Source organism: Bradyrhizobium sp. 6(2017) (assembly GCF_011058295.2).
GTDB lineage: Bacteria > Pseudomonadota > Alphaproteobacteria > Rhizobiales > Xanthobacteraceae > Bradyrhizobium > Bradyrhizobium septentrionale.
Genome location: NZ_CP049289.2, coordinates 115,411 through 133,566 on the forward strand (window position 1 = coordinate 115,411; position 18,156 = coordinate 133,566).

Genomic DNA, 18,156 nt, shown 5'->3' on the forward strand with positions numbered 1-18,156 from the left:
GTGCAATATATGCCTCGTCGAACACGAACTCAAGTCCACCGAAGTCCAAACCCAAGGGAGACCACCATGTCTGTGAACGTGCTCTACAAGACCAGCGCCAAGGCAACCGGCGGCCGCGACGGCCATGCGGCGACGCTCGACGGCGCGCTCGACGTCAAGCTCACCACCCCGAAGGAGCTCGGCGGCGGCGGTGGCGCCGGCAACAATCCGGAGCAGCTATTCGCGGCCGGCTATGCCGCCTGCTTCATCGGCGCCATGAAGTTCGTGGCCTCGCAAGGCGGCCCGAAGGTTCCCGCGGATGCCTCGGTGACCTCGACGGTCGGTATCGGCCCGCGCTCGGCAGGCGGCTTCGGCCTCGCCGTCGAGCTCGCCGTCTCGCTGCCCGGCCTTCCCCGCAATGAGGCCGAAGCGCTGGTCGAAAAGGCCCACCAGGTGTGCCCCTATTCCAACGCGACCCGCGGCAATGTCGACGTCAAGCTGAGCGTCGTCTAATTCGCCTTCCGCCCAATGGTCCGCCACATCAGCGTGGCGGACCATTGCATTTGAGCGGACTTTTTCATTTGAGGGCATTGCATTTCGAATGCCAGTTCGCTTGGCGAACGCAGGCGCGGCCCGCTGCATGGGCCTGCGCAGACGGGAGCATTGCTGCCCCGCGCGAAGACCGTTAGCTCTGGGACCTCGTTTTTGAGTCCCAACTGAGCGAAGGTTGCTTCCATGAATACCCCAGCGGTGACGGGTGCGATGACCGGACTGCGCTTGATCGATCTGACGCGCGTGCTCGGCGGCCCGTATTGCACCCAGATCCTCGCCGACCACGGCGCCGACGTGATCAAGGTCGAGCCGCCCGCCGGCGACGAGGTGCGCGACTGGGGCCCTCCCTTCCACGACGAAGACGCGGCCTATTTCGTCGGCATCAACCGCAACAAGCGCTCGATCGGCGTCGACCTCGCCTCCGAGGGCGGACGCGTCGTGCTGATGAAGATGCTCGAGACCGCCGACGTGCTGATCGAGAATTTCAAGCCGGGCACGCTCGACAAATGGGGCATCGGCAACGAGGTGCTGCGCGCGAAATTTCCGCGCCTCGTGCATTGCCGGATCTCCGGCTTCGGCGCCGACGGCCCGCGCGGCGGCAATCCCGGCTATGACGCGATCATCCAGGCGATGACCGGCATGATCGCGGCGACCGGCTCAGCCGAGAGCGGCCCGATGCGCATCGGCGTGCCGCTGGTCGACATCACCACCGGTCTCTATGCCGCGATCGGCATCCTGATGGCGCTGTCGGAGCGGCAGCGCTCCGGGCTCGGCCAGTTCATCGAGACCACGCTGTACGAGACCGGGCTTGCGATCATGCATCCGCACACCGCGAACTATTTCATGCATGGCAAGCCGCCGTCGCTCACGGGCAACGAGCATCCCAACCTCGTGCCCTACGCGATCTTCCCGACCAAGACCGACAACATCTTCATCGGCGTCGGCAATGACGGCACCTTCCGCAAGCTCGCCAAGGAAATCGGCAAGCCCGAGCTCGGCACCGATCCGCGCTTTGCCCGCAACAAGGACCGCATCGCCAACCGCGATGCGCTGCGGGCGGAGCTTGCCGCGGTGTTCAGCCAGCACGAGGCCGAGCCACTGTGCAACCGGCTGCTCGCAGCCGGCCTGCCGGCAGGCCCGGTGCAGAAGATCGACCAGGCGTTGACCAACCCACACACGATCCACCGCGGCGACGTCATCGAGAAGGATTGGTACAAGGGCGTCGCCTCGCCAATCCGCCTCGAACGCACCAAGCCGAGCCTGCGCCGCACGCCGCCGAAGTTCAGCCAGCACGCCGCGGAAGTGCTCGGCGAGTTCGGCTACTCCAGGGACGAGATCAGCGGCCTGGTTGAGAAGGGCGTGGTCTGCGGTCCCCAGCGCAAACGTTAATCCTCACGCCTGCTCTGCGGTGCAACGTCGCGTCCGGCGTTGCACCGCACGGACGCGGTCGCAATCTCCGCCTTTTTTACCGCTTCCCTTTGCTTCGGCTTCCCCTCTACCATGACTTTCGTTTATACGGTCATTTGAACGTCATCCGGCGCTGTTAACGCGCGCAACGAAAGATGGCGTTCCAACCGGGAGGGGTTTTGATGATCTTTCGACGACTCGGCGCTGCTGCGGCAGCCGCTGCCGCGCTTGCATTCGCGTCGCCTGCATTTGCGGTGACCGAGATTCAGTGGTGGCACGCGATGACCGGCGCCAACAACGACGTCATCGTCAAGCTGGCCAACGACTTCAACGCCGCGCAATCCGATTACAAGGTCATCCCGACCTACAAGGGCGGCTACGCCGACACCATGAACGCCGGCATCGCCGCATTCCGCGCCGGCAACGCGCCGCATATCATGCAGGTGTTCGAGGTCGGCACCGCGACGATGATGGCCGCCACCGGCGCCGTCAAACCGGTCTACAAGCTGATGGCCGATGCCGGAGAAAAGTTCGACCCCAGCGTCTATCTGCCCGCGATCACCGGCTACTACTCGACCTCGAAGGGCGAGATGCTGTCATTCCCCTTCAACTCGTCGTCGACCGTGATGTGGGTCAATCTGGACGCGCTGAAGAAGGCCAACATCGCGGAGATCCCGAAGACCTGGCCGCAAGTGTTCGACGACGCCAAGAAGCTGAAGGCGGCCGGCTACGCCACCTGCGGCTTCTCCGGCTCCTGGGTCACCTGGGTCAATCTCGAGCAGCTCTCGGCCTGGCACAACGTGCCGCTCGCCAGCAAGGCCAACGGCCTCGACGGCTTCGACACCGTGCTCGAATTCAACGGCCCGCTGCAGGTCAAGCACCTCGAGAATCTGGTCGAGCTGCAGAAGGACAAGACCTACGACTATGCCGGCCGCACCAACACCGGCGAAGGCCGCTTCACCTCGGGCGAGTGCCCGATCTACCTGACCTCGTCGGCCTTCTTCGGCAACGTCAAGGCGCAGGCCAAGTTCAATTTCACCGCGGCGCCGATGCCGTACTATCCCGACGTCAAGGGCGCGCCGCAGAACTCGATCATCGGCGGCGCCTCGCTCTGGGTCATGGGTGGCAAATCGGCCGAGGAATACAAGGGCGTGGCCAAGTTCCTGACCTTCCTCTCGGACACCGACCGCCAGATCTGGATCCACAAGGCTTCGGGCTATCTGCCGATCACCAAGGCAGCCTATGCCAAGGCCAAGGAAGAGGGCTTCTACAAGGACCAGCCCTATCTCGAGACCCCGCTGCTCGAGCTCACCAACAAGGAGCCGACCGAGAATTCCCGCGGTCTGCGCCTCGGCAACATGGTGCAACTGCGCGACATGTGGTCGGAGGAGATCGAGCAGGCGCTGGCCGGCAAGAAGACCGCCAAGCAGGCGCTGGACGCCGCCGTCGAGCGCGGCAACCAGATGCTGCGGCAGTTTGAAAAGACCGCCGTCCGCTGACATGATGCCTTCGGCATGATCCGGAAAAGTGCGAAGCGGTTTTCCGGAAAGATCATGCCCAAACGACGAGCTAAAGCGCGACGACTTATTCAACCTAATCTCGTCGCGCTTTAGGGCCATCCCCCGGCAGGCCGCAACCTCGCGGCCTGCCCTTTTTGCCGAGACCATGCAAAAGCAAGCGGTTTTCCAATCAAAGCTGTTGCCTTACGCGCTGGTTGCTCCGCAACTCGCGATCGTCCTGATCTTTTTCTACTGGCCGGCCGTGCAGGCGGTGATCCAGTCCTTCCTGCTGCAGGACGCGTTCGGCCTGTCCACCAGCTTCGTCTGGTTCGAGAACTATCTCGAACTGTTCAAGGAGCCGGCCTATTTCGCCGCGATCGTCAGGACCTTCGCGTTCTCGTTCGCGATCGCGGTCTCTTCACTGTCGTTCGCACTGTTGCTTGCAGTGATGGCCGACAGGCCGCTGCGCGGCTCGACGCTCTACCGCACGCTGCTGATCTGGCCGTACGCGGTGGCTCCGCCGGTGGTCGGCGTGCTCTGGGTGTTCATGCTGCACCCCTCGCTCGGCGTGCTGTCGCGCTATCTGCGCGGCATGGGTGTCGACTGGAATCCGCTGCTCAACGGCGACCAGGCGGCGGCGCTGATCATCCTCGCCGCGGCCTGGAAGCAGATCTCCTACAATTTCCTGTTCTTCCTCGCCGGCCTGCAGAGCATCCCGAAGAGCGTGATCGAGGCCGCCGCGATCGACGGCGCCCGTCCGATGCGACGGTTCTGGACCGTGATCTTCCCGCTGCTGTCGCCGACCATCTTCTTCCTCCTGGTCATCAACATCGTCTACGCCTTCTTCGACACCTTCGGCATCATCGATACCATGACCCGCGGCGGTCCGGGCAAGGCGACCGAGACGCTGGTCTACAAGGTCTATACCGACGGCCTGCTCGGCGGCAATCTCGGCTCCTCGGCGGCGCAGTCGGTCATCCTGATGGCCATCGTCATCGTGCTGACCGGAATCCAGTTCCGCTTCGTCGAACGCAAGGTGACCTACTGATGGTCGAGGAGGAAGGTTTTCAGCGCTATCTGGCTCACGCCATCCTGTGGATCGGGATCGCGATCGTTGCCTTCCCGGTCTATCTCGCGATCGTCGCCTCGACCCAGGACAACGCGGTCATCGCCAACGGCCAGATGTCGCTGTTGCCCGGGGGCCATTTCCTCGAGACCTACTACCAGACGCTGTTTGTCGGCACGAGCGGCTCGACCCGCGAGCCGGTGCTCAACATGATGCTGAACTCGCTGATCATGGCGCTCCTGATCGCGGTCGGCAAAATCGCGATCTCGATCATCTCGGCCTACGCGATCGTGTATTTCCGATTTCCGTTCCGGATGGCGATCTTCTGGATCATCTTCATCACCCTGATGCTGCCGGTCGAGGTGCGCATCTATCCGACCTACAAGATCGTCGCCGATCTGCATCTGCTCGACAGCTATGCCGGCCTGTCGCTGCCGCTGATCGCTTCGGCGACCGCGACGCTGCTGTTCCGCCAGTTCTTCATGACCGTGCCGGATGAACTGCTCGAGGCCTCGCGGATCGACGGCGCGGGCCCGTTCCGCTTCTTCTGGGATACGCTATTGCCGCTGTCGCGCACCAACATGGCCGCGCTGTTCGTGATCCTGTTTATCCTCGGCTGGAATCAGTATCTCTGGCCGCTGTTGATCACCACGCGCGACGACATGCAGACCATCCAGGTCGGCATTCGCAAGATGATCACCACGACCGACGCGCTGACCGAATGGCCGGTGGTGATGGCGACCGCGCTGCTGGCGATGCTGCCGCCGGTGTTCGTCGTGGTCGCGATGCAGAAACTGTTCGTGCGCGGATTGGTGGAGACGGAAAAGTAATGGCTAACGTCACGCTGCGCAGCGTCCGCAAGACCTATCCCGGCGGCTTCGAGGCCATCAAGGGCGTCGATGTCGACGTCGGCGACGGCCAGTTCTGCGTGCTGGTCGGTCCCTCCGGCTGCGGCAAGTCCACGCTGCTGCGCATGGTCGCGGGGCTCGAGACCATCACCGGCGGCGAGATCGACATCGGCGGCCGCGTCGTCAACCAGATCGAGCCGGCCGATCGCGACATCGCGATGGTGTTCCAGAATTACGCGCTCTATCCGCATATGAGCGTCTACAACAACATGGCCTACGGCCTGCGCAACCGCGGCATGGCCGAGACCGAGATCAGGACCCGGGTCGAGGAAGCTGCCCGCGTCCTCGAGCTCTCGCCGATGCTGGAGCGCAAGCCGCGGCAGCTCTCCGGCGGCCAGCGCCAGCGCGTCGCGATGGGCCGCGCCATCGTGCGCCAGCCGAAGGTGTTCCTGTTCGACGAGCCGCTGTCGAACCTCGACGCCAAGCTGCGCATCGCGATGCGGGTCGAGATCCGCAAGCTGCAGCGCCGGCTCAACACCACCTCGATCTACGTCACCCACGACCAGCTCGAGGCGATGACGCTCGCCGACATCCTCGTGGTCATGAATGGCGGCCAGGTCGAGCAGATCGGCAATCCGCTCAACATCTATCAGAGGCCGGCGACCACCTTCGTCGCCTCGTTCATCGGCGCGCCGCCGATGAACCTGATGCCGCTGCGCTCGGACGAGCTGAAGTCCCAGATCACCGGCGCCGACGGCGCCGGCATTGCTGGGATCCGGCCGGAGGATTTCGTCATTACCAACGAGACGGTATCCGGCGGCGTCGCGCTTGGCCTGACCGTCGAGGCGATCGAGCATGTCGGCGCCGAGACCTTCGTCTATGGCAGCCGCCAGCGCGAGCAGCAAAGCGTGGCCGCCAATCCCGGCGAGCTGCCGCCGGGCGAGGTGATCGTCCGGGTTCCCGGTGCTACCGGCCCCGCCATCGGCGAGCAGATCCGGGCTGTCGCCCCGCGGGACAAACTGCATCTTTTTACCGCTGACGGCCGCCAACGGGTCGGACAATAACCAATCGGGAAGGATTGGGAGCCATGCTGCGCGGCATTTACGCTGGTTTCAGAGGCGCTTGAACGCTATCCAGATCACTCCCATATTGGCTAGTGACCGACGGGCAAGCGGCCCGCCGGTTGCATGGGGTGCCGCAAGGGCCCCTCAAAGTCGCTTCGAGAGGACTTTGTAATGTCTCGTGTTCCATCGTTGTCCAGTCCGTTCCTTCTGGGATTCGACGAGATCGAGCGTGCGCTCGACCGCGTCGTGAAGGGCGCCGACGGCTATCCTCCGTATAACATCGAGCGGTGCGACCGTACCAACGGCCAGCCTGAGCGGCTGCGCATCACGCTGGCGGTGGCGGGCTTCACCCGCGACCAACTCGATGTGACCATTGAGGAAAATCAGCTCGTCATCCGCGGCCGCCAGCAGGACGACAAGGCTCGGCAATACATCCATCGCGGCATCGCCGCGCGCCACTTCCAGCGCACTTTCGTGCTGGCGGAGGGGATGCAGGTGCTGGGCGCGGATCTGAAGAACGGGCTGTTGTCGATCGACCTGGCCAGGCCAGAACCTGAGCGGGTCGTTAAGACAATCGCTATCAGTGAACACGAATAATAGAAACCAGGAGCGGACTCGACCGCTTGTCTGACTGAGGAGTCGAGACCATGAGTGAAGCGAGTATCATCTACCAGTCCGACAGCGTCACGCCGGAAGCGCTGGCCCATCTGGGCGAAGGCCATATCGCCTATGTGAAGCAGGTCCGTTCCGAGGACGTGCCCGACCTCTTTCCGCAGGCGCCGAAGATCGCGCCGGGCCTCAAGCTGTTCGCACTGCATGCCGCCGACGGCACGCCGATCATGCTGACCGACAGCCGCGAAGCCGCGATTGCGAACGCTTGGAGCAACGAACTGCAGGCCGTCAGCGTCCACTGACGCTGCGCTGAATTCAGCATCCGCTGATACAATGCGCGGGCATGCCTCGACACCGGTCGAGGCGGCCCGCGCATTCTTATTTTTGGGCTCCGTCCTGCGGGTAGTTGCAGTTGTCACAACTTTAACGAAGCCCGCGGTAGGCTTCCCCGATATGACGCCATGGGTGCGCGGTGCCTATGATCAGTAGATCGTCTAACTGGGGTGTTCTGTTTGGCGGACTGGCCTCGCTTGTCGTCGCCTGCTGCCTCACTCTTGCTTGGTCGAGAGAACCCGGCAGCTTTGTCATGTTGCTGGTGCTGTTCGTGCCCGCTGTCACCATCATGGGCGGCATCGCCGGCGGATTTCTGTTCGGCATCGTCGGTTTGATCATTGCCCTCAACAGGCGTCGAATCGAGGCGTCACCGCTGAGTTATGCGCTGCTGGGAGGGCTTGTTTCCCTGGGAGTGCTGGTGCCATACGCGTCCTGGATAGCGGGCGGGATCCTTCCAGCGCTGCAAGGGCGGCAGGGTGTTTATGTGTTGCTTCCGACCGTGCTGCTACCGGTTATGATCGCGGGCCTCCTTGTTGGATCGAAAGTTGCCTCGGAGGAGAACGCGGACGCAAGGCGTGGCGCTCAGACAACTCCACCCCCGCTCGAAGGTGGGTCTCCTACTTGAGCCGCGGGCTGAGACTGGGCCGCGACAGGCGGCGGAACGCATCAATCATGTGACGATCCGCGTTGACGCGGCGAGCATCGGGCCCATGCACAGCTGCACCTCGCCCGGCACATTGTAGGTGCGCATGATCGCGCGGCTGTCGCGCGTGCCACAAGCCTCCCGCTGCACCACGAACATCCAGAGCGCGTGGCCGGCCTCCCGCACCAGAACGCGCCGCGCCTGCAGCCCGGATGCTGGCGCGCCCGTAGCCGGTTGCGCGGCATCGAACTCGCGCAATTTGGCTAGGGCTTGTTCCAGCGCACGCCCCATTCGTCCGAGTGCGGAAGCCTTCTCCTCGGCGAGCTCGTAAGTGAGGACGTCGAGGGGAGTACGAAAGCGAAAGTCGAGGGACATCGGTATTCCCTGGGGCCGCGTGCATGATGATGCGCCCCAGATTCTTCTGGCGTGATGGAACGGTTGTCAATAGGCGCTCACGCCGGTGCTTTAGGCAGCAGACCCATGCAGCGGCCTCATTTCGCTCGGCCCCATTCCATGCTGTAATCAGGCCTCGTGACCAACGCTCCGCGCAGTCCTGAGCCTCGAATGAGGCATCGCGATAAGGGGAATTTCCAGCAAGAGATTATTTGCCGCCAAATCGAATGAGGGAGATGCGACCATGCAGAAGAGCTCGCTGATGAGTCTCGTTGCTTCAGTGCCGATCGCCATCCTGGCAACCGGCATCGCGATTTCCGCGCAGGACAAATACACTCTGCAAGTGCCCGGTGGGCTCGCATTCTCCGAGTTCAGGGGATACGAGGACTGGTCCGTGATCGCGATCAGCGAGAACGAAGGCGTCATTGCCGTGATCATGGGCAATCCGGCGATGATCGGCGCCTACCGGGAGGGCGTGCCCGGCAACGGCAAGCCGTTCCCGGACGGCGCCAGGATGGCGAAGATTCACTGGATCCCGAAAAAGCAGGAAGCATATCCCGGCCAGCCGACGGTGCCTGGCGCCCAGCACGACGTCGACTTCATGGTGAAGGACAGCAAGAGATTCGCCGACAGCGGCGGATGGGGATACGGCGCGTTCGAGTATGACGCGGCGACCGATGTGTTCAGGCCCGCCACCACGGCGGACAATCCGCCGCAGGAAAACGACGCGAAGTGCGGCTATGCGTGCCACACGGTGGTGCAGAACCGCGACTACGTGTTCACCGAGTACGGAATGCGGTGAAAGGCCGGATTGCGCGAACCAACGCTCCGTCAGCCGTGCGCGGATATTCGGCTTCAGTTTCTCGCTGAACCGAAGTTTTCCGCGCTGATGGCGCGGTCCAGGGCTTCGATCAACGCTTGAACCTCGACGAACTTGCTGCGTGCCCGCTCCGCCTTGTCACGATCAAAGGGAGCGGCCAGCACTTTCGCATGTGTGTCCCTCTCCTCGATCATGCGATCGCGGGCCTTCTTCAGTGTTTCAAGTCGCTCGCTCATCCGGGTTTTCCCTTACATACCTTCTCGTTCGCAACCAGGGCTTCAGCCAAACGCAGCCGGAAGATCGCCCTTCCGGAAGAAGACCATGGGCTCATCATCATAGTCGCCCATTTCGGGATCGCCGGTGGACGAGAATGCAACGACGGCGAGCTTGCTCAAAGCCAGTCTCTCTGCTGTTCGCAGCGCGCCATTTGCCGTCTTGCAGACGATTGGAGAGTCGGGCTTCAGATGTCCGCCCTTGCCGGCGTTGAATGCCTGCACGACGTAGGTTGTTTCGCGGGCCATGATGGCTCCTTAAGCCGCCGAGAGACGCGGTTGATGCCAACGACTGCGAACGGCCGCGCTCAGCGTTTCATCGCTTCTATGAGCGCAGAAATCTTGATCGTGGCGAAACTGGAAAAGGTGTCGGACACGGCATATGGCAAAACGATCTGGTCATTGTGCCTCATCGCACCGCAGGTATAGACGACGTTGGGGACGTAGCCTTCGCGCTCGGACGGTTCAGGCCGCAACAACGGCTCACTTGAGCGCGCCAGCACCCTGGATGGGTCGCGCTTATCGAGCAGCGCCGCCCCGATCGAGTATTTGCGGACCGGGCCAACACCGTGCGTCAGCAGCAGCCAACCTTCATCAAGCTCGATCGGCGACCCGCAATTGCCGATCTGGACGAACTCCCAGGGAAATTGCGGCCGCAGAACGGCCTGACCGCCTTCCCATGTGTAGAGGTCGTCTGAATAGATCAGGTACAGGTTCTCGTTATCCTGTCGCGCGATCATGGCGTATCTGCCGTCGATCTTGCGCGGGAACAGCGCCATGCCCTTGTTGCGTGCCGCGGCGCCCCGCAAGGGCGTCAGTCGAAACGACATGAAATCGCTGGTCTCGATCAATTCGGAACGGATCGCCCGTCCGCTGTAGGCCGTATAGGTCGCGTAGTAGGTTTTTCGATCACCGTCGCTGAATTCAACAAAGCGCGCATCCTCGATGCCGTTGGATTGGGATTCGGTGATGGGAAAGATGACGCGCTCGCTGAGCTCTTCCTCACCCTTGAAAGTCAACTCGACACGCTCGCCATCCGGACCGGACATGCGATGGGAAATCCGAGGTAGCGAGGCGAGGCGAGCCGTCGGATCAACGGTCAGGCTGCCATCAGCAGCGATCGTTCCGGTTCGAAAAGTCAGTGACGACACGTGCCCTTCGCCGATCGCACGCAGACTGATGACGACGCATATGCCGCCGTTCGGCGCACTCGATTGATCGGGGTGCGGCACGATGCTGGGATTGAACAAGGCAGAGGCTTCGAACGAATACTCACTGAGAAAATAGGCGCCAACGAGCTGGCGCTGGGTCTTTGAAAAGACGCCATGCGTCGCGAACGCGTCTTCCATTTCATCCGCGCGGGCTTCGAAGGTCTCCAACAGGTTCCGATGGCGGCCCTGGAAATTGTCCAGGACGTCCGCGAGCTGAGCGGCAACGGCATCCGGATCGAGTGCGAGAACCCGATCGACGATATGATTTGCGCGTATTTTGTCGGTCGGATTCAGATCGCGCGGTTCGGTCGCCGGCTTGAACGGCCTCACGATGACCCGCGCGGGATCGGGGCGCAGATGAAGCGCCTGCCGATTCAGAAAAGTAGCTTGTGACACGGTATCCTCGGCTCGCTGGATTGGAGGGTGAAATTCAGGCGCCCACAGCCCGCAAGGCCGCAGGCTTGGTCAGGCTGGTGTTGACGCGCGCGAGCTGACGCATCTCTGCAAGTCCGAGGAGATAGCAAACAACCGATTCGCCACCGCGGTTTTCGTTGGCACGATCGGGGTGCAATCCATCGCGGCAACTTCCAGTTTGCGAATCGACCAACGCTACCGACAGATCGTTGCTGCCGAGAAACCAGCCGAAGGCGCGCGCTGCCATGGCCTTCCATTCGGCATCGCCGCTCGCACGCCAGGCCGCAAGGCAGGCTGCGATCGTCGCCGTTGCTTCCACGGGCTGCTGATCGAAGGCACGGGGATGTTGCCGCTGCTCGCCGAACCCGGCGGTGCCGACCGGCCGGAAATGACCTGCTGCTGTGGTTTGTTGCGTCATGAGCCAGCGCAGGGACCTCAATCCAGCATCGAAATATTCTGGCACTTTCGTCGCCACGCCCGTCAGCATCAAGGCCTGCGGCAGCCGCGCGTTGTCGTAAGCCAGCCCTTCTTCAAACCACACCCAGTCCGGCGTCTCGACACACGCCAGGCAAGACATCAAGCGGTCGGCAAGAGACAGCCGGATCTCCCTGGCGTGGAGATCGTCCGGCGTCACTGCGCAATAGGCGTCCAGGCCCAGAAGCATGAATGCCCACGCTCGCGGTGAACGAAAGCTCTCCGCAGTCGACAATGCCTCGGCGAACAAGGCAGCGGCCCATCGGCGCCGCGACGGGCTCAGATCACTGCGCGCGGCCTCGCCCAAGGCCCATAGCGTTCGCCCATGGCTGTCTTCGGAACCTTTGTCTTCAAGCCAGGTTCGATTGAAGCCCATGAAATTGCGAAACTGCCTGGTATCGGGGTTCCACGCGTGCTGCACGAAAGCCGCAAAGCGAGTCGTCAACAGCTCCGGCAGCGGCTGTTCGCCCGGATTGTTCAGCGCGCAGGCCAGCAGCAGTGCGCGGGCATTGTCGTCGACGCAATAGCCGTGCGCGCGATCGGGCACCGAATGGACCGCGTGCTGGAACAGGCCGGTATCGTCGCACATCGACAGGAAGTGGCCGATCTGCATGTCCGGCGGCGCGGGACTGCGGAGCTCCGGCGATCCTACATCGGAGCGCGCGAAGAGCTTCGGCCTGTGCGCTTGCCGTACGGTCTCGAAGACCGCGATGTAACGCTCGGCCGTGCGTTCCCATGTCATCGTTCGGCTCGCCGCGTAGGCGCGCCGCGACATCGCCTGCCGGCGAGCGTCATCGGTGAGCAACTTTGCGATTTCGTTGCCGATCGCCGAGGCGTTGCCGAAAGGCACCAGAACGCCGCATCCATCTGCCAGCAGCTCGCGCGCGTGCCAATAGGGCGTCGAAACGACCGGCCTCCCCAGTCCGAAGCTGTAGGCCAGGGTCCCCGACGTCATCTGGGCCTCGTTGAGATAGGGCGTGACGTAAACGTCGCACATCGAGATGAATTCGAGCAGCGTCGCCAGATCGACGAACCGGTCGAGGAACACCACCTGACCGTCTATTCCGAGTTCGCGCGCTCGCGCCATCAGGCCCTCGCGATACCCCTCGCCCTGGTTTCGAACCAGGTTGGGGTGTGTTGCGCCGAGCACGACGTACACCGCATCCGCGCAGCGTTTCAGGATCGACGGCATGGCGTCGATCATGACTTCGATGCCCTTGTTCGGTGACAACAGGCCGAATGTCAGGATGACCGACTTTTCCTCAAATCCGAGCCGCGCCTTCGCTGCGTCGGGCTCGACAAAGGCGACATCGGGAATGCCGTGGGCGATGATCTCGATCTTGTCCTCCGGCACCAGATAGATACCGCGCAACAGTTCGCGCCCCTTGTCGGCCATTACCACGACCTTCGACGACAAATCGACGATGCGCTCCATGACCATACGTTGCCTGGCCGTCGGATCGGCCAGCACGGTATGGAACGTCGTCACCACCGGCATGGTAAGGCGCGACAGCAGCACGAGGATATGAGCACCGGCTTCACCGCCGAAAACCCCGAATTCGTGCTGCAGGCACACGATGTCAAACTGACCGGCATTGAGGAAATCCGCGGCGCGCGTGTAATCTTCGAGATTGCCGTCCTTGATCTGAAAAGCGACCGCCAAGGGATAATCATAGACTTGACCGCGATCGGTCATCGCCACGATGCAGGCCTCAAGATCCGGGCGCGAAACCGATATCGCGTTTCGCAGGTCGGTCGTGAAGGTTGCAATTCCGCATCGGCGCGGCAACGAGTTGCCGATAAAGGCGATACGGCGGGGCGATGTCATGTCTGTACCTCGATGATCCGGCTTGATGTCGGAGCGTGCACGGCGCCGGATGCGGCGGCAGATTTGGCCGTTCGTTCTGCGCAATCCTGCAGCAGGGCTGCAATTGGATCAGGTCCCGGATAGGCGATCAAAATACTCATTCCCTCCGGGCCAACCTCGATGCCGGCGCTGTCGGCTTCGGCAAAAATTGCGTCCCCAACGGAGGTAGCGGTCGACCCGATGCGCCCGCTCCCTTCGATCACAAGGATCCAGGTTTCCCGATCGGTATCGAGCGCCCAATGCGAATTCGCCTGAAGATCGATCCGCTCAAGAATGAAATGCAAACTTGCGACGAGAACCTTTCGGACATCGGTGAGACGTCGTGGAGGCGATTGCGTTGGGGGTGGCCCGGCAACCGAGGCCGCCACGGCGCTATCCTCGTGCAGCTCGCGATTCCGGCCAAAGTCGAACAAACGGAATGTCGTATCGCTGCGCTGCTGGATCTCGGCGAGCACGATATCAGCTCCGAGAGCGTGGATTGTGCCGGCGGGGACGAAGATGACGTCGCCCTGCATGACAGGATGCCATTGCGCCAGGCCTGCAATCGAGCCGTCCCCGATCGCTGCGCGCAAAGCCTGCGGCGTAAGATATTGCTTTAGCCCCAGCGCAACCCGCGCCCCTGGCGCCGCCGAAAGGATGTACCAGGCCTCGGTTTTCCCGTTCGGCAGACCGAGGGCGTGCGCAAGCTCATCATTCGGATGAACCTGGATCGACAAGGGTTGGCTGGTAAACAGCAGTTTGAACAGGAGTGCCGGAACCGGCGCGCTGTCGCCCGTACGCTCAAGCCACAATTCTCCAACGGGATCGGCGGAAGCGTCGATGCGGCTCCAGGGACGCAGATCGACGCGCCCCCACGGCTTGCGGGTGATCTGTATCGAGGCTTGCTCGACGGTCATCTAATGTCCTGACCCAAAACGCGCACGTCGATACGACAGCCGTTGGTCGATTCCGCTCGGAAGATTTGGCGTGGCTAAGACGTCGCACTTCGCGACAGGCGCTGTCGCAACGATCCGGTGACGTCATCTATTCAATTGGCTACTCTGACGCCCGATAGCAACCTTTGGACTGGCTGCGCTCTCGTGCGGGCGGTGTCGCAGACCTCAGCAGCCGCGACAGATATTCTTTAGCTTTGCCGCGATTCGAGCGTCTTCCGTAAGCAGCGGATCCTTGTATTCAGCTCGCGGCGCGCGGCTATCGACCGCCGCAGGCTCCCTCGGCTTCGGAGGAAACGCCGCGTCGTAACAGCCGAGGCGCGCGCCCGTGCTTTCGATCGCGCGGCAGTTCGGTTCTGCGGCGAGCGCGCCTTGCGCAAACGTGCCAAGCGCCAAGGCGAGAACAAGCGTCTTCATGTTGGTGCCTTTCTGGGCAATGTTCAAACTGAACATCCCATCATCTTTCCTTTGCCCGCCGACTGCTGCCTCGCTCGCCTTCGGTCGAGCAGTGCTCCCGGCGAGGTATCGACGCAGCCGTTGACGAGCTGCCGGCGCTTCTTCACGTTTCGAGCTGATCGAACTCATCAGGCATCAGGACCTGGCCTCGCGGCGTGCATATCCGCACGTCCATATAGCCGTCCTGCAGAAGCTCCCTTGCCTTTGACAAAGCAGCAGCCATCGTGGCGCGGCCAAGGTTGACGCGACCGAATTGATGGTTTCCGCTGACCAGGTATTGGAGCTGCGTCGTCTTATCCATGCAAGGCGGCCGCAGCAGCCACCAGGAGCAGAAGAAATAACGGGACGATCACCGGCGGCACGATCCAATCGGCCAGGCGAAATTGAGACACGTATGCTCCTCGTCTTTTTGGCGGGAGCCCTACGTTACCCTCAGTCACCGGTGAATGCCGTGGATGGGCGGTGATGACGCGACTCTACGCTCAGGTCCGGCAAATAGCGAGCTTTTAAAACCTGGCGCGGCAACAGCGCCAGGTCCATGGCGCCCCGGACCATGCAAGCGCCCTAGCTGCCTGAACGCTCCGTCAACCGCGCGCGGATATCCGGCTTCAGCACCTTGCCGACCTTGGAGCGCGGAAGATCGTCCCAGACCTCGATCTGCTTCGGCGTCTTGATGCTGCCGATCTGTTGCTTGACGAAGGCGGCCAGCGCTGACGCGTCGACCTGGTGGCCGGCGCGCGGCTGCACCACCGCGACGATCCGCTCGCCCCATTTGTCATCGGCTAACCCGATCACCGCGCAGTCCTGCACCGCCTCGTGGGCGCGCAACGCGTTCTCGACCTCGATCGAGTAGACGTTGAAGCCGCCGGTGATGATCATGTCCTTGGCGCGATCGACGATGTAGAGATAGCCATCGCCGTCGATGTAGCCGATATCGCCAGTATGGTGCCAGCCATGCGCCGAGGCTTCCGCCGTAGCCTGCGGGTTCTTGTAGTAACCCTCCATCACCAGCGAACCGCGGACCACGATTTCGCCGCGCGATCCGGCCGGTACGAGCTTGCCGTCGCCATCCATGATGCCGGCCTGCACCAGCGGGCTGATCCGTCCGGCGGACGATAGCCGCTCCATCGCGATCGTGCCGTCCGGATTGTAGTGATCGGCCGGCGCCATCATCGAGATCATCATCGGCGCCTCGGTCTGGCCGAACAGCTGCGCCATCGGCCCGATCCGCCGCAAGGCTTCAGCGAGCCGCGCCGCCGAGATCGGCGCTGCGCCATACCAGAAGCATTGCAGCGAGCCGAGCTCGGCCGCATCGAGCTTGGGATGATCGAGCAGCATGTAGATCACGGTCGGCGGCAGGAAGGTGTGGGTGACGCTGTAACGGGCGATCAGCGCCAGGAACTCGCCAATGTCAGGGTGGTGCATGATCACGATGCGGCCGCCGAGCGTCATGATCGGAAAACACAGCACGCCCGCGGCATGCGTCAGCGGCGCCAGCGCGAGATAGACCGGACGGCCCTTGAACGGATAGCCCATCAAGGTCAGCGCGGTCATCGCCTCGATGTTGCGCCCCGACAGCATCACGCCCTTGGGCTTGCCGGTGGTGCCGCCGGTGCCCGGGATCATCGCGAGATCATCGATCGTCCCGCGTTCATAGTGATCGTCGGCGAGACCGCTCAGCCAGCGGTCGAACGACGGCGCGAACGGCAGCTCGGTATCGAGGCAGACCAGCGTGCGCAGCTTGGGCAGGTCCTGCCTGACCGCCTCGACCATCGGCGCAAAGCTCGAATGGAACAGCAGCAGGCTGCAATCGAACTGGTCGAGGATGAACTTGTTCTCGGCCGCCTCGTTGCGCGGGTTGATCGGGCACCACACGGCAGCGGCGCGCGAGATGCCGAACACGCAGGCGAAGGCGAGCGGATCGTTGCCGGACAGGATCGCGACCTTGTCGCCGGGCGCGACGCCGGATCGGTCGAGCCCGCGCGCGATCCGGTAACTCAGCCTTTGCACCTCGCCATAGCCGAGGTCGCCTCCGTCCATGGTGAGGCACGGCGCCTCGGCGCCGAGCGAGGCGCCCTTGTCGAGATAGTCGATGAAGCGCATGGCGGGCCTCGCGCGAGAGGCGGGTGGCGCGAACAACCGCGCCACCCGCGATTGACTCAGTCGTGCACAGTCAGGACCGGCTTGCCGACAAGCCCGAAACTGCGCAATTGCCCGAGCAGTTCGTGATGGCCGAACGCCTGGCAGCCCGACGCGAAGCCGACACGCTTGGGCGGCTGCTGCAGCAGGTGCGCAGCGGCATAGGCCTGCAGCATGCCGGTCTGCTTGTAGTTGCTGTTGCCGTAGATGACGCAGTGCGCGCGCCCGAGCGGGCCGGAGGCATACACCGAATCCATCGACTTGTTGACGCGCGGGTTCTCGCGCGGTGGCATGGTGTTCATCACGCCGGCAGCAGTCTGCGCCAACGCGGCGTAGCGGTCGTCGGGGTTCATGTTCTTGGTCGCCTCCAGCGCGGCGGCGACGATCTGCGGCACGCCCAGCATCAACGCGCGGTTGAACACGCCGCCCAGCACCTTCACGTTGGCCACGCGCGGATCGTGCTTGAACCACACCGGGTGCGAGGTGCCGCCCCAGGGCAGCGCCAGCGCCAGCTCGTGCTGGCCGGGGATGGCGAGGTTGTAGAGGCCGGCATCGGGCTGATGCTCGACATACTTGTTTTGCTCCAGGTAGTAGGCCTTGGCCATCGCGGCGTTGACCAGGATGGTCTGCGTCGAGGCGATGGTCGGGCTCCCGCCCCAGAACACGGCGATATCAAGCGTGTCGAGGCCGGGCGTCTCCAGGCACAGCTGCGCGGCGATCTCGCCGGTGGTGTACATCTGCGCGATGCCCGGCGCCAGCAGCAGGCCGGCATTGGCGAACCTCTTGCCAAACTCGTGCTCGAGCGTGATCAGCCAGTCCTGCTCGCCTGTCGTGTCGGTGTAGTGGCACTTGGCAGCCAGACAGGCCTGCACCACCTCGACGCCGAACTTGGCGAACGGGCCCACGGTGTTGAGCACCACCGAGGCGCCCTTGAACAATTCAGTCAGTGCGGCCGCGGTGTGCGGCACCGTCACCACCTCATAGTCGGCGGTCTCGATGCCGGCCACGTTCGACTTCATCGCGGCGTCGAGCTTCTCGGCGCTGCGGCCGGCAGCGATGAAGGGGATGTTGTACTCGCGCAGATATTCGCAGACCAGCCGGCCGGTGTAGCCGGAAGCGCCATAGACGATGACGGGCTTCTTCTCGCTCATTGCGATCCTCCGAAATGCTTGTTG

The 18,156-nt window shown here is 63.0% G+C and carries 20 protein-coding genes; 10 read left to right on the top strand and 10 right to left on the bottom strand.

Annotation, left to right across the window (positions count from 1 at the left end):
* The first annotated feature begins 66 nt into the window (after positions 1-66).
* The 9 genes from G6P99_RS00515 (at position 67) to G6P99_RS00555 (ending at position 7,985) form a co-directional block, all read left to right on the top strand.
* Complete coding sequence (locus G6P99_RS00515) at positions 67-492, top strand: organic hydroperoxide resistance protein (RefSeq protein ID WP_029082484.1); 426 nt, start codon at positions 67-69, stop codon at positions 490-492.
* A gap of 222 nt (positions 493-714) precedes the next feature.
* Positions 715-1,920, top strand: a complete 1,206-nt coding sequence (locus G6P99_RS00520; RefSeq protein WP_029082485.1) for a CaiB/BaiF CoA transferase family protein — start codon at positions 715-717, stop codon at positions 1,918-1,920.
* 200 nt (positions 1,921-2,120) lie between these two features.
* Complete coding sequence (ugpB, locus tag G6P99_RS00525) at positions 2,121-3,437, top strand: sn-glycerol-3-phosphate ABC transporter substrate-binding protein UgpB (RefSeq protein ID WP_029082486.1); 1,317 nt, start codon at positions 2,121-2,123, stop codon at positions 3,435-3,437.
* Between the two features lie 166 nt (positions 3,438-3,603).
* Complete coding sequence (gene ugpA, locus G6P99_RS00530; protein WP_029082487.1) at positions 3,604-4,485, top strand: sn-glycerol-3-phosphate ABC transporter permease UgpA; 882 nt, start codon at positions 3,604-3,606, stop codon at positions 4,483-4,485.
* On the top strand, positions 4,485-5,333 hold the full coding sequence (gene ugpE, locus G6P99_RS00535; RefSeq protein WP_029082488.1) for a sn-glycerol-3-phosphate ABC transporter permease UgpE: 849 nt from the start codon (positions 4,485-4,487) through the stop codon (positions 5,331-5,333). Before ugpA ends, ugpE begins: the two co-directional genes overlap by 1 nt.
* Positions 5,333-6,415: a sn-glycerol-3-phosphate import ATP-binding protein UgpC gene (locus tag G6P99_RS00540; RefSeq protein WP_029082489.1), complete on the top strand. Its 1,083-nt coding sequence runs from the start codon at positions 5,333-5,335 to the stop codon at positions 6,413-6,415. Before ugpE ends, G6P99_RS00540 begins: the two co-directional genes overlap by 1 nt.
* Before the next feature lie 171 nt (positions 6,416-6,586).
* A complete protein-coding gene (locus tag G6P99_RS00545) occupies positions 6,587-7,012 on the top strand; it encodes an Hsp20 family protein (RefSeq protein ID WP_029082490.1) in 426 nt (141 codons plus the stop codon).
* Positions 7,013-7,062: 50 nt separating this feature from the next.
* Complete coding sequence (locus G6P99_RS00550) at positions 7,063-7,329, top strand: DUF1150 family protein (protein WP_029082491.1); 267 nt, start codon at positions 7,063-7,065, stop codon at positions 7,327-7,329.
* 284 nt (positions 7,330-7,613) lie between these two features.
* Entirely contained in the window at positions 7,614-7,985 is a 372-nt protein-coding gene (locus G6P99_RS00555; RefSeq protein WP_029082492.1) for a hypothetical protein, read from the top strand.
* A gap of 45 nt (positions 7,986-8,030) precedes the next feature.
* Here G6P99_RS00555 and G6P99_RS00560 read toward each other — a convergent pair whose 3' ends face one another.
* On the bottom strand, positions 8,031-8,378 hold the full coding sequence (locus G6P99_RS00560; RefSeq protein ID WP_029082493.1) for a DUF6665 family protein: 348 nt from the start codon (positions 8,376-8,378) through the stop codon (positions 8,031-8,033).
* A gap of 262 nt (positions 8,379-8,640) precedes the next feature.
* Between G6P99_RS00560 and G6P99_RS00565 the strand changes: the two genes are divergently transcribed.
* Positions 8,641-9,198: a cytochrome P460 family protein gene (locus G6P99_RS00565; RefSeq protein WP_029082494.1), complete on the top strand. Its 558-nt coding sequence runs from the start codon at positions 8,641-8,643 to the stop codon at positions 9,196-9,198.
* Positions 9,199-9,251: 53 nt separating this feature from the next.
* On the opposite strand, the gene G6P99_RS00570 is transcribed toward G6P99_RS00565, so the two are convergent.
* The 9 genes from G6P99_RS00570 to G6P99_RS00610 form a co-directional block, all read right to left on the bottom strand.
* A complete protein-coding gene (locus G6P99_RS00570) occupies positions 9,252-9,452 on the bottom strand; it encodes a hypothetical protein (protein ID WP_029082495.1) in 201 nt (66 codons plus the stop codon).
* 42 nt (positions 9,453-9,494) lie between these two features.
* On the bottom strand, positions 9,495-9,737 hold the full coding sequence (locus tag G6P99_RS00575) for a hypothetical protein (protein ID WP_029082496.1): 243 nt from the start codon (positions 9,735-9,737) through the stop codon (positions 9,495-9,497).
* A 59-nt stretch (positions 9,738-9,796) separates the two neighbouring features.
* Positions 9,797-11,095: a glycoside hydrolase family 130 protein gene (locus G6P99_RS00580; protein WP_029082497.1), complete on the bottom strand. Its 1,299-nt coding sequence runs from the start codon at positions 11,093-11,095 to the stop codon at positions 9,797-9,799.
* Between the two features lie 34 nt (positions 11,096-11,129).
* Positions 11,130-13,415, bottom strand: coding sequence for a glycosyltransferase family 4 protein (locus G6P99_RS00585; protein ID WP_165129222.1), 2,286 nt, complete (start codon positions 13,413-13,415; stop codon positions 11,130-11,132).
* Positions 13,412-14,350 (bottom strand): type I phosphomannose isomerase catalytic subunit, encoded by a 939-nt coding sequence (locus G6P99_RS00590; protein WP_029082499.1) that lies wholly within the window; start codon positions 14,348-14,350, stop codon positions 13,412-13,414. The genes G6P99_RS00585 and G6P99_RS00590 overlap by 4 nt, the downstream gene beginning before the upstream one ends.
* A gap of 204 nt (positions 14,351-14,554) precedes the next feature.
* Positions 14,555-14,971, bottom strand: a complete 417-nt coding sequence (locus tag G6P99_RS00595) for a type VI secretion protein (RefSeq protein WP_245284750.1) — start codon at positions 14,969-14,971, stop codon at positions 14,555-14,557.
* Positions 14,946-15,143, bottom strand: a complete 198-nt coding sequence (locus G6P99_RS00600) for a hypothetical protein (RefSeq protein WP_029082501.1) — start codon at positions 15,141-15,143, stop codon at positions 14,946-14,948. The genes G6P99_RS00595 and G6P99_RS00600 overlap by 26 nt, the downstream gene beginning before the upstream one ends.
* Positions 15,144-15,406: 263 nt before the next feature.
* The gene (locus tag G6P99_RS00605) at positions 15,407-16,945 is read right to left on the bottom strand and encodes an AMP-binding protein (RefSeq protein ID WP_029082502.1); all 1,539 of its coding nucleotides are present in this window, start codon (positions 16,943-16,945) and stop codon (positions 15,407-15,409) included.
* A gap of 56 nt (positions 16,946-17,001) precedes the next feature.
* Positions 17,002-18,132: a DUF5938 domain-containing protein gene (locus tag G6P99_RS00610; protein WP_029082503.1), complete on the bottom strand. Its 1,131-nt coding sequence runs from the start codon at positions 18,130-18,132 to the stop codon at positions 17,002-17,004.
* Positions 18,133-18,156: the final 24 nt, after the last annotated feature.

Coding starts and splice junctions, on each gene's coding strand:
- G6P99_RS00515 (WP_029082484.1), top strand. CDS start 67: ATGTCTGTGAACGTGCTCTACAAGACCAGCGCCAAGGCAACCGGCGGC.
- G6P99_RS00520 (WP_029082485.1), top strand. CDS start 715: ATGAATACCCCAGCGGTGACGGGTGCGATGACCGGACTGCGCTTGATC.
- ugpB (WP_029082486.1), top strand. CDS start 2,121: ATGATCTTTCGACGACTCGGCGCTGCTGCGGCAGCCGCTGCCGCGCTT.
- ugpA (WP_029082487.1), top strand. CDS start 3,604: ATGCAAAAGCAAGCGGTTTTCCAATCAAAGCTGTTGCCTTACGCGCTG.
- ugpE (WP_029082488.1), top strand. CDS start 4,485: ATGGTCGAGGAGGAAGGTTTTCAGCGCTATCTGGCTCACGCCATCCTG.
- G6P99_RS00540 (WP_029082489.1), top strand. CDS start 5,333: ATGGCTAACGTCACGCTGCGCAGCGTCCGCAAGACCTATCCCGGCGGC.
- G6P99_RS00545 (WP_029082490.1), top strand. CDS start 6,587: ATGTCTCGTGTTCCATCGTTGTCCAGTCCGTTCCTTCTGGGATTCGAC.
- G6P99_RS00550 (WP_029082491.1), top strand. CDS start 7,063: ATGAGTGAAGCGAGTATCATCTACCAGTCCGACAGCGTCACGCCGGAA.
- G6P99_RS00555 (WP_029082492.1), top strand. CDS start 7,614: ATGTTGCTGGTGCTGTTCGTGCCCGCTGTCACCATCATGGGCGGCATC.
- G6P99_RS00560 (WP_029082493.1), bottom strand. CDS start 8,378: ATGTCCCTCGACTTTCGCTTTCGTACTCCCCTCGACGTCCTCACTTAC.
- G6P99_RS00565 (WP_029082494.1), top strand. CDS start 8,641: ATGCAGAAGAGCTCGCTGATGAGTCTCGTTGCTTCAGTGCCGATCGCC.
- G6P99_RS00570 (WP_029082495.1), bottom strand. CDS start 9,452: ATGAGCGAGCGACTTGAAACACTGAAGAAGGCCCGCGATCGCATGATC.
- G6P99_RS00575 (WP_029082496.1), bottom strand. CDS start 9,737: ATGGCCCGCGAAACAACCTACGTCGTGCAGGCATTCAACGCCGGCAAG.
- G6P99_RS00585 (WP_165129222.1), bottom strand. CDS start 13,415: ATGACATCGCCCCGCCGTATCGCCTTTATCGGCAACTCGTTGCCGCGC.
- G6P99_RS00590 (WP_029082499.1), bottom strand. CDS start 14,350: ATGACCGTCGAGCAAGCCTCGATACAGATCACCCGCAAGCCGTGGGGG.
- G6P99_RS00595 (WP_245284750.1), bottom strand. CDS start 14,971: ATGAGTTCGATCAGCTCGAAACGTGAAGAAGCGCCGGCAGCTCGTCAA.
- G6P99_RS00600 (WP_029082501.1), bottom strand. CDS start 15,143: ATGGATAAGACGACGCAGCTCCAATACCTGGTCAGCGGAAACCATCAA.
- G6P99_RS00605 (WP_029082502.1), bottom strand. CDS start 16,945: ATGCGCTTCATCGACTATCTCGACAAGGGCGCCTCGCTCGGCGCCGAG.
- G6P99_RS00610 (WP_029082503.1), bottom strand. CDS start 18,132: ATGAGCGAGAAGAAGCCCGTCATCGTCTATGGCGCTTCCGGCTACACC.